At 59.0% G+C, this 15,129-nt stretch carries 13 protein-coding genes; 7 read left to right on the top strand and 6 right to left on the bottom strand.

The genetic code is table 11. The features are described from left to right. Positions 1–45 precede the first annotated feature (45 nt). From FBY10_RS23260 to FBY10_RS23275, 4 genes are all read left to right on the top strand, one after another. The gene (locus tag FBY10_RS23260) at positions 46–1,377 is read left to right on the top strand and encodes a deoxyguanosinetriphosphate triphosphohydrolase (RefSeq protein WP_145338064.1); all 1,332 of its coding nucleotides are present in this window, start codon (positions 46–48) and stop codon (positions 1,375–1,377) included. 171 nt (positions 1,378–1,548) lie between these two features. Next, positions 1,549–1,944: a response regulator gene (locus FBY10_RS23265; protein ID WP_145338066.1), complete on the top strand. Its 396-nt coding sequence runs from the start codon at positions 1,549–1,551 to the stop codon at positions 1,942–1,944. A gap of 256 nt (positions 1,945–2,200) precedes the next feature. Then, positions 2,201–2,821 carry a response regulator transcription factor gene (locus tag FBY10_RS23270; RefSeq protein ID WP_065939963.1) on the top strand — a complete coding sequence of 207 codons (621 nt, stop codon included), beginning with the start codon at positions 2,201–2,203 and terminating at the stop codon, positions 2,819–2,821. Positions 2,822–2,829: 8 nt separating this feature from the next. Then, on the top strand, positions 2,830–6,465 hold the full coding sequence (locus FBY10_RS23275) for a transporter substrate-binding domain-containing protein (protein ID WP_145338069.1): 3,636 nt from the start codon (positions 2,830–2,832) through the stop codon (positions 6,463–6,465). Between the two features lie 24 nt (positions 6,466–6,489). On the opposite strand, the gene FBY10_RS23280 is transcribed toward FBY10_RS23275, so the two are convergent. Both FBY10_RS23280 and FBY10_RS23285 read right to left on the bottom strand, forming a co-directional pair. After that, positions 6,490–6,972 carry a GAF domain-containing protein gene (locus FBY10_RS23280; protein ID WP_145338071.1) on the bottom strand — a complete coding sequence of 161 codons (483 nt, stop codon included), beginning with the start codon at positions 6,970–6,972 and terminating at the stop codon, positions 6,490–6,492. Beyond that, entirely contained in the window at positions 6,969–7,859 is an 891-nt protein-coding gene (locus tag FBY10_RS23285) for an ATP-binding protein (RefSeq protein WP_131699508.1), read from the bottom strand. Before FBY10_RS23285 ends, FBY10_RS23280 begins: the two co-directional genes overlap by 4 nt. A 163-nt stretch (positions 7,860–8,022) precedes the next feature. Here FBY10_RS23285 and FBY10_RS23290 point away from each other — a divergent pair, with 163 nt between their 5' ends. Continuing rightward, positions 8,023–10,332 carry a response regulator gene (locus tag FBY10_RS23290; RefSeq protein ID WP_145338073.1) on the top strand — a complete coding sequence of 770 codons (2,310 nt, stop codon included), beginning with the start codon at positions 8,023–8,025 and terminating at the stop codon, positions 10,330–10,332. Here the strand turns inward: FBY10_RS23290 and FBY10_RS23295 are convergent. The 3 genes from FBY10_RS23295 to msrB form a co-directional block, all read right to left on the bottom strand. Next, the gene (locus FBY10_RS23295) at positions 10,286–10,777 is read right to left on the bottom strand and encodes a MarR family winged helix-turn-helix transcriptional regulator (RefSeq protein ID WP_131699510.1); all 492 of its coding nucleotides are present in this window, start codon (positions 10,775–10,777) and stop codon (positions 10,286–10,288) included. The genes FBY10_RS23290 and FBY10_RS23295 overlap by 47 nt on opposite strands. Then, complete coding sequence (locus FBY10_RS23300; RefSeq protein WP_027607003.1) at positions 10,774–11,259, bottom strand: glutathione peroxidase; 486 nt, start codon at positions 11,257–11,259, stop codon at positions 10,774–10,776. Before FBY10_RS23300 ends, FBY10_RS23295 begins: the two co-directional genes overlap by 4 nt. A gap of 146 nt (positions 11,260–11,405) precedes the next feature. Continuing rightward, positions 11,406–11,798, bottom strand: a complete 393-nt coding sequence (msrB, locus tag FBY10_RS23305; protein ID WP_131699511.1) for a peptide-methionine (R)-S-oxide reductase MsrB — start codon at positions 11,796–11,798, stop codon at positions 11,406–11,408. A 202-nt stretch (positions 11,799–12,000) separates the two neighbouring features. Between msrB and FBY10_RS23310 the strand changes: the two genes are divergently transcribed. After that, on the top strand, positions 12,001–13,212 hold the full coding sequence (locus FBY10_RS23310) for a pyridoxal phosphate-dependent aminotransferase (protein WP_145338075.1): 1,212 nt from the start codon (positions 12,001–12,003) through the stop codon (positions 13,210–13,212). Between the two features lie 302 nt (positions 13,213–13,514). Next, positions 13,515–14,402, top strand: coding sequence for a protease HtpX (gene htpX / locus FBY10_RS23315; protein ID WP_145338077.1), 888 nt, complete (start codon positions 13,515–13,517; stop codon positions 14,400–14,402). A gap of 53 nt (positions 14,403–14,455) precedes the next feature. Here htpX and FBY10_RS23320 read toward each other — a convergent pair whose 3' ends face one another. Then, the gene (locus FBY10_RS23320; RefSeq protein WP_145338078.1) at positions 14,456–15,112 is read right to left on the bottom strand and encodes a thiopurine S-methyltransferase; all 657 of its coding nucleotides are present in this window, start codon (positions 15,110–15,112) and stop codon (positions 14,456–14,458) included. Positions 15,113–15,129 lie beyond the last annotated feature (17 nt).

The raw sequence follows: 15,129 nt of genomic DNA on the forward strand, positions 1-15,129 counted from the left end.
ACCGGGAAGCTGGGAGGGTCATTCACCGTACGGAGAGTACCCGCCTTGGATTGGCCCACCCTGCTTACCCGCGAACGCCTTGGAAAACCCCTGCACAGCCCGGAAGAACTCGGCCGCAGCCCGTTTCACAAAGACCATGACCGCATTATCTTCTCCGGCGCGTTTCGCCGCCTGGGCCGCAAGACCCAAGTGCACCCGGTGTCCAGCAACGACCATATCCATACCCGCCTGACCCACTCCCTGGAAGTCAGCTGCGTAGGCCGCTCCCTCGGCATGCGCGTGGGCGAAACCCTTCGCAGCGCCCTGCCCGACTGGTGCGACCCGAGCGACCTGGGCATGGTGGTGCAATCGGCCTGCCTGGCCCATGACATCGGCAACCCGCCGTTCGGGCATTCCGGCGAAGACGCCATCCGCCACTGGTTCCAGCAGGCAGCGGGGCGCGGCTGGCTGGACGACATGAGCACCGCCGAGCGCAATGATTTCCTCAACTTCGAAGGCAATGCCCAAGGGTTCCGGGTACTGACCCAGTTGGAATACCACCAGTTCGACGGCGGCACGCGCCTGACTTACGCGACCTTGGGCACGTATCTCAAGTACCCCTGGACTGCCCGCCACGCCGATTCCCTGGGTTACAAGAAACACAAGTTCGGCTGCTACCAGAGCGAATTGCCGATCCTCGAACAGATCGCCAGCAAGCTCGGCCTGCCGCAACTCGAGGAACAACGCTGGGCTCGCCATCCCCTGGTCTATCTGATGGAGGCAGCAGACGACATCTGCTACGCCTTGATCGACCTGGAGGACGGCCTGGAAATGGACCTCCTGGAGTACGCCGAAGTCGAGTCGCTGCTGCTCGACCTGGTGGGCGACGACCTGCCGCAGACTTACCGCCAACTGGGCTCCCAGGATTCGCGCCGACGCAAGCTGGCGATCCTGCGCGGCAAGGCCATCGAGCACTTGACCAACGCTGCGGCGCGCGCCTTCGTCGAACAACAGGATGCCTTGTTGGCTGGCACCTTGCCCGGCGACCTGGTGGAGCATATGCACGGCCCCGCCAAACGCTGCGTGCTGGATGCCAAGGACATGGCGCGCAAAAAGATCTTCCAGGACAAGCGCAAGACTCTGCACGAGATCGGCGCCTACACCACCCTGGAAATCCTGTTGAACGCCTTCTGCGGCGCGGCCCTGGAGCAGCACGGCGGACGCACGCCGTCGTTCAAGAACCGGCGCATTCTCGACCTGCTGGGCAACAACGCGCCGGACCCTGCGTGGCCGCTGCACAGGTCGTTCCTGCGGATGATCGACTTCATCGCCGGCATGACCGACAGCTATGCCACCGAGATGGCACGGGAGATGACCGGGCGCTCCAGCCCTCAATAGCCTGACTGATCAGGCCGCCTGTTCACTGAACAGAATCTGCCTACGACGGGAACAGAGCGGCCTGATCGAATTCGCACAAGCACCCGAAGAATAATCGCGCACGCTCCGGGCAGGTCTGGTGAACAGTTCCTACGTGCCCCCTATCGACGCTTGACTCACCGTGTGCCTTCTATGCCCAGTTACCCTCTTCGTATCCTGTTGGTGGAGGACCATCCCTTTCAACTGCTCGCCACCCAATGCCTGCTGAGAAGCTTCGGCTTCGAACACCTCGCCCCGGCCGAAAACGCCGAGCAGGCAATCCGTTTGATGACCCAGGCCGAGGTGCCCTTCGACATCATCCTGTGTGACCAGTGCCTGCCCGACCTGCCTGGGCTTGAACTGATTGAAATTGCCAGTCGCCAATGCTTTATCAAGGCCGCCATCTTGCTCAGCGGACTTCCCGAGACAGAACTTTCAGCGTTGCAAACCCAAGCCCTCAAACGTGGCCTGCCATTGCTCGGCTACTTGCCAAAGCCGTTGAATAAAGATGAGCTTGCACATTTGACCCATACATTACTGACGTTATAAATGTAGGACTTTAAACAAATCGTCCGGTCGGAAAATTCTCGCACAACCACCGTAAAGTTCTTGCCATGCCCCTTCAACCCATGCCCCTGCGAAACGTTGACCTGTCGCGTTACAACTCCTTAGAGACAGGTAGGCTTTTACCTTTTTTAATGTAGGAACTTTCCTGTTTTATACCTGTTGCCACCCAAGTTCATGCTTACCCGTCGGCTTCTGAGCTAATGTGCCCGCTTTATTTGTACTTGCATGGAATATGATCATGAACACAGTTTTTATTATTGACGACCATCCCGTTATAAGGCTGGCCATACGAATGTTGTTGGAGCACGAAGAAAATTTCAAAGTAGTCGGCGAAACGGATAACGGATGCGACGCCATACAAATGGTCCGCGAATGCATGCCGGACCTGATCATCCTGGACATCAGCATTCCAAAACTCGATGGCCTGGAAGTGCTTTGCCGCTTCAACGCCATGAACGCCTCGATGAAAACCCTCGTTCTGACGGCTCAATCCCCCACCCTGTTTGCCACTCGATGCATGCGTTCGGGCGCCGATGGCTACGTGTGCAAGGAAGGTGACCTGAGCGAGCTGATGAGCGCCATCCGCGCCGTACTGTCCGGTTACAACTACTTCCCCAGCCAAGCCTTGACCCCCTGCGATGAAAGCGGCAAGGAACTTGAACTGTTCAAGGCCGTTAATGATCGTGAGTTGATGGTATTGCAACTTTTTGCACAAGGCCGTACCAACAAGGAAATCGCTAAAGGTATGTTCCTGAGCAACAAAACAGTAAGCACATATAAAAAGAGGCTGATGCAAAAACTTCAAGCCAAGTCCTTGGTAGAACTTATCGAGATGGCAAAACGAAACGCGCTAGTGTGAGAAAGCGGATGCCCAGGCGTATAAAGGACTATTTGATTATATTGAGTGCCGGTTTGTGCTTCAGCACCGCCGTACCTGCAACCCTTCCAGCAAGCCCGGAGCATTTCAACCTATTGAGTCGCGCGAGCTCCGTGCAGCTGGAGCCCCACCTGAACAAGGCCCAGCGCCAATGGCTCCAGAACAAACGCGAACTGGTACTGGGCGCGGCGTTTCCTGACTACCCGCCTTTTGACCTCACCTCCAGCGGGCGTGACTATGAGGGACTCACCGCCGACTACGCCGGCTTGCTGGCAATGGCGCTGGACGTGCCGGTAAAAGTGTTGCGCTACCCCTCTCGGGAGGCCGCCATTCGTGCCCTCGAAGCGGGGGATATCGACCTACTGGGCTCTTCCAACAGTTTTGAAGCGGCAAACCCCAACCTGACCCTGTCGGAGCCGTACGCCGTAGACCGGCCGGTACTGGTGACCCGCGAAGGCGAAACTCGCAGCCTGAATGATGGGCTGGCAGGCATGCGGCTGGCACTGGTCTATCACTATCTGCCACTGCACGAGGTGGAAAAGCTGTACCCCAAGGCAATCATCCGTGCCTACCCCTCTTATCAAAACGCCTTGAATGCAGTGGCTTTCGAGCAGGCTGACGTTTTTCTCGGCGATACCATTTCCACCCACTACATGATCAACAAGGGTTATCTGAAAAACATTCGCATGGCTAACTTCGGTAGACATGAAGCCTATGGATTCAGCTTTGCAATGCCCCAGGACCAGCGAATGCTGTTGAGCATCGTCGACGCCGTACTGAGGGCCGTGCCCACCTCCGAACGGGAAACGATCGCCAAACGCTGGAGTGCCGGCAGCGACATCCTCTTGACCGACCAAAAGCTGCAGCTGACCCTTCGCGAAGAACGTTGGCTGAGAGAAAACCCAGTAGTCAAAGTGATCGTGAACCCCACCTTTGCGCCGCTGACCTTCTTCGACGCCGATGGTAATTTTCGCGGCATTACGGCCGACCTGCTGGAGTTGATTCGCCTGCGCACAGGGCTGCGCTTCGAAGTCCAGCGCGGGCGTGATGTGAACACGATGATCGAGCACGTAGAGACCGGCAAAGCGGACATCATCGGAGCAGTCATCCCCAGCGTCGAGCGAGAAGCCCAACTGAACTTCAGTCGTCCCTATCTGGAAAACTCCTACGTGATGTTGACACGCAAGGACGGCCAGGCACCTACAGGTCTGGAGGAAATGGAAGGCAAGCGCCTGGCGGTCACTCAAGGCAGTCCACTGAAAAAATTCCTGCGTGAGCACTTCCCAAAGATTCAGTTGGTAGAAACCGGCGACACATTCAAGTCAGCCGAACTGCTGGTACAAGGCCATGTAGAGGGCGCAGTTAATACGCTGGTGGTCGCCAATTACTTCCTGTCCTCGCAGATGCTTCAGGACAAGATTCAAATCAGCTTCAGCATTGGCACGATGCCGGCCACCTTCGGGCTGGCGACATCACGCAGCGCCACCGAACTCAGCTCGATTCTCGACAAGGCTTTGCTCAGCATCGCACCGGATGAACTGGGCGTGATCAACAGTCGTTGGCGCGGCTATACCGCCGCCTCAGACAGCTACTGGCGTGATTATCACCAACTGATTGCGCGCATCATCATCGGGACCGGGCTGCTGCTGCTGATCTCCCTGAGCTGGAACGCGTACATGCGCCGCCAGATCAAGCACCGGAAAATGGCCGAGCGCGCCCTCAATGATCAGTTTGAGTTCATGCGCGCCCTGGTCAATGAAACCCCGCACCCGATCTACGTACGTGACAACAAGGGGCTGCTGCAGACCTGCAACGACAGTTACTTGCAGGCGTTCGACGTCAAGCGCGAAGACGTGATAGGTAAAAGCGCGGTCCAGATCAGCACAGCCCTCGCAGTCGAGGCGGCGCAATACCATGCCGACTATCAGCGCGTGGTGGCCGAAGGCAACCCGCTGATCCTGGATCGCACCCTGCATATTCGCGGAAAAAAACTGACGATCTACCACTGGATCCTGCCGTACCGCGACTCCGTCGGTGAAGTTCAGGGCATCATCGGTGGCTGGATCGATATCAGTGAACGACGCCAGTTGTTCGACGAACTTCGCACAGCCAAGGAGCGAGCCGACGAAGCCAATCGGGCCAAGAGCACGTTCCTCGCCACCATGAGCCACGAAATCCGCACGCCGATGAACGCGGTGATCGGCATGCTGGAGTTGACCCTGAAGCGGGCGGACCAGGGCCACCTCGACCGCCCCGCCATCGAAGTTGCCTACAACTCGGCCAAGGATCTGCTGGAGCTGATCGGCGACATCCTGGACATCGCACGGATTGAATCCGGTCGCCTCAGCCTGGCACCGGAACGCGTGAACCTGAGGGAGGTGATCGAGTCGGTAGTGCGTGTCTTCGACGGCCTGGCACGCCAGAAGACCCTTAGCCTGTTGCTGGAGTTCACGCCTGATCTTGAACACACCGAAGTCCTGATCGACCCACTGCGCTTCAAGCAGGTGCTGTCCAATCTGATCAGCGATGCCATCAAGTTCACCGAACGTGGCCAGGTAAAGATCAAGGTGGAAGTATCAGCCACCGAATTGCCGCAGCAGGTCGAGATGAAACTGGTGGTGGAGGACACCGGCATCGGTATCAGCCGGGACGACCAGATGCGCCTGTTCGAACCCTTTGCCCAGGCGGACAACTCAGGACAGTTGGCCAGGAGCGGTGCCGGCCTTGGGCTGGTGATCTGTCGCAGCCTGTGCGCCATGATGGGCGGGCAACTGAGCCTGAGCAGCGTGCCCATGGTGGGCACCCAGGTGCATGTGAACCTGAAGATGAATCGCCTGCAGGCAGCGCAGGTAGTCGACGAACTCAAGCCTGCCGCAACCACAGATGTGCCTGTGCTCAATGTGCTGGTAGTGGACGACCATCCGGCGAATCGCCTGTTGATGTGTCAGCAGCTCGGCTACCTGGGCCACCAGTTCACCGCCGCCCAGAACGGCGCTGCCGGCTTCCAGGCCTGGCGCCAGGAGCACTTCGACCTGGTAATCGCCGATTGCAACATGCCGATCATGAATGGCTACGAGTTGAGCCGTTCGATCCGCGAATACGAGCAACGCGAACAGCTGACGCCTTGCGTAGTACTGGGTTTTACGGCCAATGCCCAGCCAGAAGAGAAGCAACGCTGTGCACAGGCGGGCATGGATGACTGCCTGTTCAAGCCTATCAACCTCACGGCGCTGGAGCGGCAACTGGCAAAGATCAGCCCCCAGCCCACCGGCCTGATCCTGGACATCGGCAATTTCGAGGCCCTTACCGGTGGCGATCCACATATGTGCCGCCTGCTGCTGAAGGAGTTGCTGAGCAGCAGTCGCCAGGATCGCCAGGAGTTGGTCGCGTTGATGGCTGCGCAGACCGGCGTCGAGGACATCATCGAACAGGCTCACAAGATCAAGGGAGCCGCTCGCATCGTTCAGGCCAGTGCGCTGGCCTCGCAGTGCGAAGCCCTCGAACAGGCCTGTGCCCGGGGCGATGATCGGCCCCTGATCGAAGCGAGTGTGAAGTCCCTGGAGAAGCTGATGCTGGAGCTGGAGAGGATGCTGCAAGTGCGGCTTGACGAGCTGGATGGCCAATAAGGGGCGGGCGCGCCCCCTATTTGATCAGCAGTCGGTCAAGCGCAGGAAAATCGCCGCCAGCTGTTCGATACCGGCCTGGTCCTGAGGGGTAAAGCGGGCCAACGACGGGCTATCGAGGTCAAGGACACCAATCAATGTGCCGTCCTTGACCAGTGGCACCACCAGTTCGCTATTGGACGCGCTGTCACAGGCGATATGCCCGGGAAATGCGTGAACATCGTCTACTCGCTGGGTTTGCCGCGAGGACGCGGCCGCGCCGCACACCCCACGGCCGAACGGAATACGCACACAGGCGATCTGCCCCTGGAACGGGCCAAGCACCAGCTCTTCATTGCGGTTGAGGTAAAAGCCCGCCCAGTTCAGGTCACCCAGCTGGCTGAACAGGAAAGCGGAAAACTGGGCGCTGTTGGCGATGAAATCGCGCTCATCGGCCAGCAGCGACTCCAGCTGGGCACCCAGCAGGGCATAGCCACCGAGGCCGGTACCGGCTTGTTGTAAATCGATCATGGTTGACGCTCCAGCAATTTGAGACCCACCCAGTAACGGGCGAATTGATACGCGCAGCGACCGTTGCGGTTGCCGCGCCCGGTAGCCCAGCGCACGGCGAGAATATCGAGGGCCTCATCGCGCTGCCACTGCAAACCCGCCTTGTTCGCCAGCTCACCGATCCAGTGCTCGACCACGTCCAGGAAATGTTCCTGGGTGAACGGGTAGAACGATAGCCACAAGCCAAAGCGGTCGGACAGGGCAATCTTGTCTTCCACCGCCTCGCTCGGGTGCAACTCACCGTCCACGCGCTTCCAGTTATCGTTGTCGCTCTGGTTTTCCGGCACCAGATGGCGGCGGTTGGACGTGGCATACAACAGCACGTTTTCAGGCGCCTGCTCCAGGGAGCCGTCCAGCACGCTCTTGAGTACCCGATAGTCACCTTCGCCGGCTTCGAACGACAAGTCGTCGCAGAACAGGATGAAACGTTGCGGCAACTTGAGCAGTTGCTCAACCACGCGCGGCAGATCGGCCAGATGGTCACGCTCGATTTCGATCAGGCGCAAACCGGCCTTGGCGTGCTGGGCGAGCAAAGCGCGGACCATGGACGATTTACCGGTGCCCCGCGACCCCCACAGCAACGCATGGTTGGCAGGCAGGCCATCCAGAAACTGCTGGGTGTTACGCGCAAGGGTTTCACGTTGCTTGTCTACGCCGATCAGGTCGGACAGGCGCATGTCCAGGCTCACGTCCAGCGGCAACAGGAAACCACTGCGGCCCTCACGTTGCCAACGGGCGGCCAGGCACTGATTCCAGTCGATGGTTTGGCGTGGCGCGGGCAACAAGGGTTCCAGGCGAGCGAGCACTGCATCGGCTCGCTCTAGAAAAGCACTCAATCGAGAATCCACGATTATTCCTCTGGCAAGTTCTTGCAAAAGATGGCGTATTGGCAACCCTGCGACAGACCGCTTGGGGCTGCGTAAAAAACGATTCATGCCGGGCAAGCGTTAGCTTGTGGATGTTCAGCTATGCTTGCCGGGCGAAGGGAAACGTGAAGTGGTTCAACACTCAATGGATATCAAGTTCGCCCACCGCTTGTCTTATAAACAAGCCAGATTGACTGTGCTGGTCGGTTTCGTCTTGGGAACCTTACTCAGCCTGATCCAAATCGGCATTGATTATGCCAGCGAAGACGCATCCATCAACCGCGAAATACGTTCGCTGATCGAAATCAGCCATAACCCCGCGTCACGTATCGCCTACAACATCGATGCCGAACTGGCCCAGGAACTGACCCTGGGCCTGCTGCACTCCCCCGCCATCATTCGCGCGCAGTTGATCGACAACAACGGCGTGGTACTGGCCGATGTCGACCGACCACGCAAGGAAAGTACCTACCGGCCTATCAGTGACTTTATGTTTGGCGCCAACCGTCAGTTCGAAGACAAACTGTTCCTGGGCCACATGCCCAATGAGTCACTTGGTGTACTGCGTCTGGACGTCGACACCTACGCCTTTGGTAGCCGGTTCCTACGCCGCGCTGAGATCACCCTGCTCAACGGGTTCGTGCGCAGCCTGCTGCTGACCGGGATTTTGCTGGGCCTGTTCTACGTGATGCTGACCCAGCCACTGGTGCGCATTATTCGTGAGCTGAGCACACGCAATCAGGCACGCCTGGACTGCCCGCCAGGGCATGAGCACGATGAAATCGGCGTGCTGGTAAACGTCGCCAACCAGCAATTCGAAAACATGGAAACCGAAATCCAGCAGCGCCGCCACGCCGAAGACCGGCTGACTGAATACTTGGGGCAACTGGAAGACATCGTTTCCGCGCGCACCCTTGAACTCAAGGCCAGCAACCAGCGACTGACCCAGTCCAACGATGAACTGGAAGCGGCGAAGATGAAGGCATTGGGCATGGCCCAGGCCCGGGCGGCCTTCCTGGCGAATATGAGCCACGAAATCCGCACCCCGCTCAACGGCCTGCTGGGCATGATCGCGCTATCGCTGGACAGTCCGTTGAACGCCGAGCAACGCCAGCAACTGTCTATCGCCCATGACTCCGGCAAAGTGCTGGTGGAGTTACTCAACGATATTCTCGACCTGTCCAAGTTCGACGCCGGCCAGTTGGAGTTGGAGCGCATCCCGTTCGACTTGGGCGCACTGGTGGAAGACACCGCCAACCTGTTATCGCAGAACGCCGCACCGAGCGTGGAACTGAGCTGCCTGATCGACCCGCAGTTCCCGGCCCACGTGCTGGGTGACCCGACCCGTGTGCGGCAGATTGTCAGCAACCTACTCTCCAACGCCCTGAAGTTCACGCGCTTTGGTCGGGTTGATGTGCGCCTGCGTACCCACGACGGCGGGGTGCGCATTGAAGTCTGCGATACCGGCATCGGCATTGCGCAGGAGGCCCAGGTGAAAATCTTCCAACCGTTCACCCAGGCAGGCGCAGGTATCACTCGCCAGTTTGGTGGGACGGGCCTGGGCCTGGCGCTGACGCACAACCTGTGCGAAGCGATGAAGGGGCGTTTGAGTATCAGCTCGGAAGTGGGCTTTGGCAGCCAGTTCTGCGCCGACCTGCCACTGCCTGCCCACTTGCCCGCCTTGCAGCCACCGCCGCTCAAAGGTGAGGTCATCGCCATCACCAACGCCGGCAGCGGCCTGACAGAGTTGCTCACGACCCTGCTGCCCAGCTGGGGACTGGCCCCCCGTTGTTTCACCATGGAAGACGACTTGAGCGGGCAAACGCCTGACCTGCTGATTACCGACTGCCCGGAATGCCTGTTCCGCATACGACCGGGCATTACCACACCCATCCTGCTGGTGACCGCCTATGGCAATTTCATGCCCAGCGAAGAAGTGGCAGCACTCGCGCCGCTGCACCAACAGGCGCGCCCCTTGAGCCGCAACGCGCTGTACCAGATCCTGCACCGCAACTTACGCACCGACGCACATCTGATGCCTGACCCAATCCAACTGGATGCCGCGCCACTCGCACATCGGGCGCGCATCCTGCTGGTGGAGGACAACCCGGTCAACCAACTGGTGGCCAAGGGTATGCTCAGCAAGCTGGGCTGCGAAGTGATTGTCGCCGCCCATGGTGGCGAAGCACTCAAGTTTCTTGAAGAACAGCGCTTCGATATGGTGCTGATGGACTGCAACATGCCGGTGATGGATGGCTATGAGGCCAGCCGGCAGATTCGTCGCAGCGGGCGCTGGCCGGACCTGCCGATTGTCGCATTGACCGCCAACGCCCTGTCCGAAGAACGCGAGCGCTGCCGTGCGGCGGGGATGAATGACTACCTGGCCAAGCCGTTCCGCCGCGAAGAACTCAATGCGCTGCTGGACTTGTGGGTGCCTGGGACGACAAGTCTTTAAGCTGCGCAAGCAACTGGTCGAGGCCATCGCGCAAGGCATCGGCTTGATTCAGGTCGATGCCGCGATCACACAACAAGCGGGTCTTCAAACCATGGGCCTGGTCCCGCAGTTGCACACCGGCCGCGCTCAGGCTCAAATGCACTTCACGCTCATCCCTGGCACTGCGCCGGCGCTTCACTAACTCAAGCTGCTCAAGGCGCTTGAGCAGCGGCGTCAGCGTGCCCGAGTCGAGCATCAGGCGTTCACCCAAGGCCTTGACCGTCGGCTGCAGCGCAGGCGTGGCGTGCCACTCCCATAACACCAGCATCACCACATATTGCGGGTAGGTCAGGCCCAACTGGTCGAGCATCGGCTTGTAGGCGCGGGTGACAGCGCGTGACGCTGCGTAGAGCTTGAAACACAGCTGGTTGTTCAGGGCCAGGGACACGCTGGGCAGGTCGGTCATTTGAGCAAGGCTTCGATCTCTTGGGTCAAGTCCTGCGGCTTGGTGGCAGGACCGAAGCGCTTGACCACCTGGCCGTCGCGGCCGATGAGGAACTTGGTGAAGTTCCACTTGATGCCTTTGGAGCCCAGCAGTCCGGGCGCCTGTTTTTTCAGTTGCACGAACAGTGGATGGGCATCACTGCCATTGACGTCGATCTTCTTGAACAACGGGAAGCTGACACCGAAGTTCAGCTCGCAGAATTCGGAAATCGCACCTTCGTCACCGGGCTCCTGCTTGCCGAACTGGTTGCAAGGGAAGCCCAGCACCACCAGGCCCTGGTCCTTGTACTGCTGCCAAAGTTGCTCCAGGCCCTTGTACTGCGGGGTGAAGCCGCATTTGCTGGCGGTGTTGACCACGAGGACGGCCTTGCCGGCGAAATCCGCCAAGGTCTTTTGCTCACCCTTGATGGTGGTGCAAGGGATACTCAGCAGGTTGTTGCTCATGGCAGTGCCTCGATAAAGGGGGAAGAAGGTGAAACATAGTAGGCAATTCAATTGTGTGCAATTTAATTGACCAGACTGATGGCATCCCATCAACACTCTGTAGGAGCGGGCTTGCTCGCACCTACAGAGGCCCGCCGTCAGTCGAGTTAACGGGGTACAAGGTCCAGGCACACCGAGTTGATGCAATAACGCAGCCCCGTCGGCGGCGGACCGTCCGGGAACACATGCCCGAGGTGCGCATCGCATTTGGCGCAGGTCACTTCGGTGCGGATCATGCCGTGGCTGACGTCACGGATCTCGATCATCGCGCTGTCGGCGATCGGCGCGTAGAAGCTGGGCCAGCCGCAGCCGGAATCAAACTTGGTGGTCGAATCGAACAGCGGCTCATTGCAGCAGATGCAGTGATACACACCCTCAGTCTTGGTCTCATTGTACTTACCGCTGAAAGGACGCTCGGTGCCCTTGAGGCGGCACACGTTGTACTGCTCTGGATCGAGCATTGCCTTCCATTCTTCAACGGTTTTCTGCAACTTTTCCATCGGTACACCTCGGCAACTGAAAAAGCCTGATCTGTATCTTTTCCACGGATCAGGCGGCACGTATGATTGCGCCTCTTCAAAACGCCAGTCTGGCACCCGCGCTACCGGCATTCAAACGTATTTATGGGTGCGGACCTTGCAGCATTCACAGTACGGTAGTGCCCATACCGTCTGGATCGTTCATTTTCAGGATCACATCGCCATGCAGGTCAGCAAATCGAACAAGCTCGCCAACGTCTGCTACGACATTCGCGGCCCAGTGCTCAAGCACGCCAAGCGCCTGGAAGAGGAAGGTCATCGCATCCTCAAGCTGAACATTGGCAACCCGGCGCCCTTTGGTTTCGAAGCGCCGGAGGAAATCCTCCAGGATGTGATCCGCAACCTGCCCACCGCCCAGGGCTACAGCGATTCCAAAGGCCTGTTCAGCGCGCGCAAGGCCGTGATGCAGTACTACCAGCAGAAGCAGGTCGAAGGCGTCGGCATCGAAGACATCTACCTGGGTAATGGCGTATCCGAGCTGATCGTGATGTCCATGCAGGCCCTGCTCAACAACGGTGACGAAGTGCTGGTGCCGGCACCGGACTACCCACTGTGGACCGCCGCCGTGACCCTGGCCGGCGGCCACCCGGTGCACTACCTGTGCGACGAGGGCGCCGACTGGTTCCCGGACCTGGCCGACATCAAGGCCAAGATCACACCGAACACCAAGGCCCTGGTGATCATCAACCCGAACAACCCCACCGGCGCCGTGTATTCCAAGGAAGTGCTGCTGGGCATGCTCGAGCTGGCACGCCAGCACAACCTGGTGGTGTTCTCCGACGAGATCTACGACAAGATCCTCTACGACGATGCGGTGCATATCTGCACCGGCTCCCTGGCGCCGGACCTGCTGTGCCTGACCTTTAACGGTCTGTCCAAGTCCTACCGCGTGGCGGGCTTCCGCTCCGGCTGGATCGCCATTTCCGGGCCCAAGCACAACGCCCAGAGCTACATCGAAGGCATCGACATGCTGGCCAACATGCGCCTGTGCGCCAACGTGCCGAGCCAGCATGCGATCCAGACCGCCCTCGGCGGCTACCAGAGCATCAATGACCTGATCCTGCCCCAGGGCCGCCTGCTGGAACAGCGCAACCGTACGTGGGAGCTGCTCAATGCGATCCCGGGCGTGAGCTGCGTGAAGCCCATGGGCGCGCTGTACGCCTTCCCAAGGATCGACCCGAAGGTCTGCCCGATCCTCAACGACGAGAAGTTCGTGCTCGACCTGCTGCTGTCGGAAAAGCTGCTGGTGGTCCAGGGCACGGCGTTCAACTGGCCGTGGCCGGATCACTTCCGTGTGGTGACCTTGCCGCGCGTGGATGACCTGGACATGGCGATTGGCCGAATTGGCAACTTCCTCAAGTCCTATCGCCAGTAGCGGTGCGGCGCCGTACGACCGACATTCGGTCGTACGGCGATTATCTGGCAACACTTCTCTGGCTATCTGTTCTCCCCGCGCTGCACTTGTGACTCCACATCCACAAAACCCTGTAGTTACGGGGCCCCAAGGCAAAAAGTGGCATTTCACGGGTGGCATTCCTCATCGGAAAATCCCTTCAAGACTGTACATTCAAGCTGTAGGACACAGTTTGAAATAGTCGCTCGGTTGAATCACCCTAAGCCGCACCTTATATACCCCGCAGTACGCGACATATTAAGCATGAGGAGAACTCTACAACCATGATGCGCATCCTGCTGTTCTTGGCCACCAACCTGGCGGTCGTGCTGATTGCCAGCATCACCCTGAGCCTCTTCGGCTTCAACGGGTTCATGGCGGCCAACGGGGTTGATCTGAACCTCAATCAGCTGCTGATTTTCTGTGCGGTCTTTGGTTTTGCAGGCTCGCTGTTCTCGCTGTTCATCTCCAAGTGGATGGCGAAGATGAGCACCAGCACCCAGATCATCACTCAACCACGCACGCGCCATGAACAATGGCTGATGCAAACCGTGGAGCAGTTGTCTCAAGAAGCAGGTATTAAAATGCCCGAAGTCGGGATTTTCCCTGCTTACGAGGCCAATGCCTTTGCAACGGGCTGGAACAAGAACGACGCCCTCGTGGCGGTCAGCCAAGGGCTGCTCGAACGTTTTTCACCCGATGAAGTGAAGGCGGTACTCGCCCACGAGATTGGCCACGTAGCCAACGGCGACATGATTACCCTCGCGCTGGTGCAAGGCGTGGTGAACACCTTCGTGATGTTCTTCGCGCGGATCATCGGCAATTTTGTCGACAAGGTGATCTTCAAGAACGAAGGCGGCCGCGGTATCGCCTACTTTGTAGCGACCATCTTTGCCGAAGTGGTACTGGGCTTCCTGGCCAGCGCGATTGTGATGTGGTTCTCGCGCAAACGAGAGTTCCGCGCAGACGAAGCCGGCGCACGTCTGGCTGGCACCAGTGCAATGATCAGTGCGCTGCAGCGCTTGCGCTCCGAACAGGGCCTGCCGGTGCATATGCCCGACAGCCTGACCGCCTTTGGCATCAACGGCGGCGTCAAGCAGGGCCTGGCTCGCATGTTCATGAGCCACCCGCCGCTGGAAGAGCGTATCGACGCGCTGCGTCGCCTGGGCTGATACCCGGTAATGCAAAAGGGGCGATTGGATCGCCCCTTTTTTGTGCGCGGGTTTTACACCTTGGTGAGCCGATAAGCGCGCTCTTCGAGGCGCGTGACACCGTCCTGCACGAACTTCCAGCTCTCATCCAGAATATCCTGAGCTTCGAGCACCTCCAGGCACCACTGCAAACCCAGCAGTACCTTCACCTCATCGTCCGTCACCGCAAAGGGTGGGCCGGTTTTTTGCGTCTGGTCATAGTCCAGGGTGATCAGCAGCCCCTGGCAGCCCGGCCGCAACAGGCTGTTCAACTGCTCGGCGTACTGCGCACGCATCAGCGGCGGCAAGGCAATCAGTGCGGCACGGTCGTAAAGCGCCGTGCAATCAGCCAGTGCCCCAGCATCCAAGGCAAAGAAATCGCCGCACCATATCTCGATCAAATCGGCCTGGTACACCTTGAATACGCCGTGCCAAGTGATTCGCGGCGTCAGGTTCTGCTCGCGGAAAAACGCATCAACCGCCTGCTCCGACAGTTCAACGCCGAGTACGTGATAGCCGTTGCTGGCCAGCCACATCAGGTCCAGGCTTTTGCCGCACAGCGGCACCAGCACCTTGGCGCCCTGAGCAAGGGTCAGCGAAGGCCAATAACGCAGCAGGTAAGGGTTAACTTCGGGCAAGTGAAAGCCGATCTGATTACGCGCCCAGCGCTCCTGCCAAAATTTGGGCTCCATGAAATCACCTCCGAGAA

Source organism: Pseudomonas sp. SJZ103 (assembly GCF_007828335.1).
Classification (GTDB): Bacteria; Pseudomonadota; Gammaproteobacteria; order Pseudomonadales; family Pseudomonadaceae; genus Aquipseudomonas.

Excerpts from the sequence above, each read along its gene's own strand:
- FBY10_RS23265 (WP_145338066.1), top strand. The coding sequence starts at position 1,549 with ATGCCCAGTTACCCTCTTCGTATCCTGTTGGTGGAGGACCATCCCTTT.
- FBY10_RS23270 (WP_065939963.1), top strand. The coding sequence starts at position 2,201 with ATGAACACAGTTTTTATTATTGACGACCATCCCGTTATAAGGCTGGCC.
- FBY10_RS23275 (WP_145338069.1), top strand. The coding sequence starts at position 2,830 with ATGCCCAGGCGTATAAAGGACTATTTGATTATATTGAGTGCCGGTTTG.
- FBY10_RS23280 (WP_145338071.1), bottom strand. The coding sequence starts at position 6,972 with ATGATCGATTTACAACAAGCCGGTACCGGCCTCGGTGGCTATGCCCTG.
- FBY10_RS23290 (WP_145338073.1), top strand. The coding sequence starts at position 8,023 with ATGGATATCAAGTTCGCCCACCGCTTGTCTTATAAACAAGCCAGATTG.
- FBY10_RS23295 (WP_131699510.1), bottom strand. The coding sequence starts at position 10,777 with ATGACCGACCTGCCCAGCGTGTCCCTGGCCCTGAACAACCAGCTGTGT.
- FBY10_RS23300 (WP_027607003.1), bottom strand. The coding sequence starts at position 11,259 with ATGAGCAACAACCTGCTGAGTATCCCTTGCACCACCATCAAGGGTGAG.
- msrB (WP_131699511.1), bottom strand. The coding sequence starts at position 11,798 with ATGGAAAAGTTGCAGAAAACCGTTGAAGAATGGAAGGCAATGCTCGAT.
- FBY10_RS23310 (WP_145338075.1), top strand. The coding sequence starts at position 12,001 with ATGCAGGTCAGCAAATCGAACAAGCTCGCCAACGTCTGCTACGACATT.
- htpX (WP_145338077.1), top strand. The coding sequence starts at position 13,515 with ATGATGCGCATCCTGCTGTTCTTGGCCACCAACCTGGCGGTCGTGCTG.
- FBY10_RS23320 (WP_145338078.1), bottom strand. The coding sequence starts at position 15,112 with ATGGAGCCCAAATTTTGGCAGGAGCGCTGGGCGCGTAATCAGATCGGC.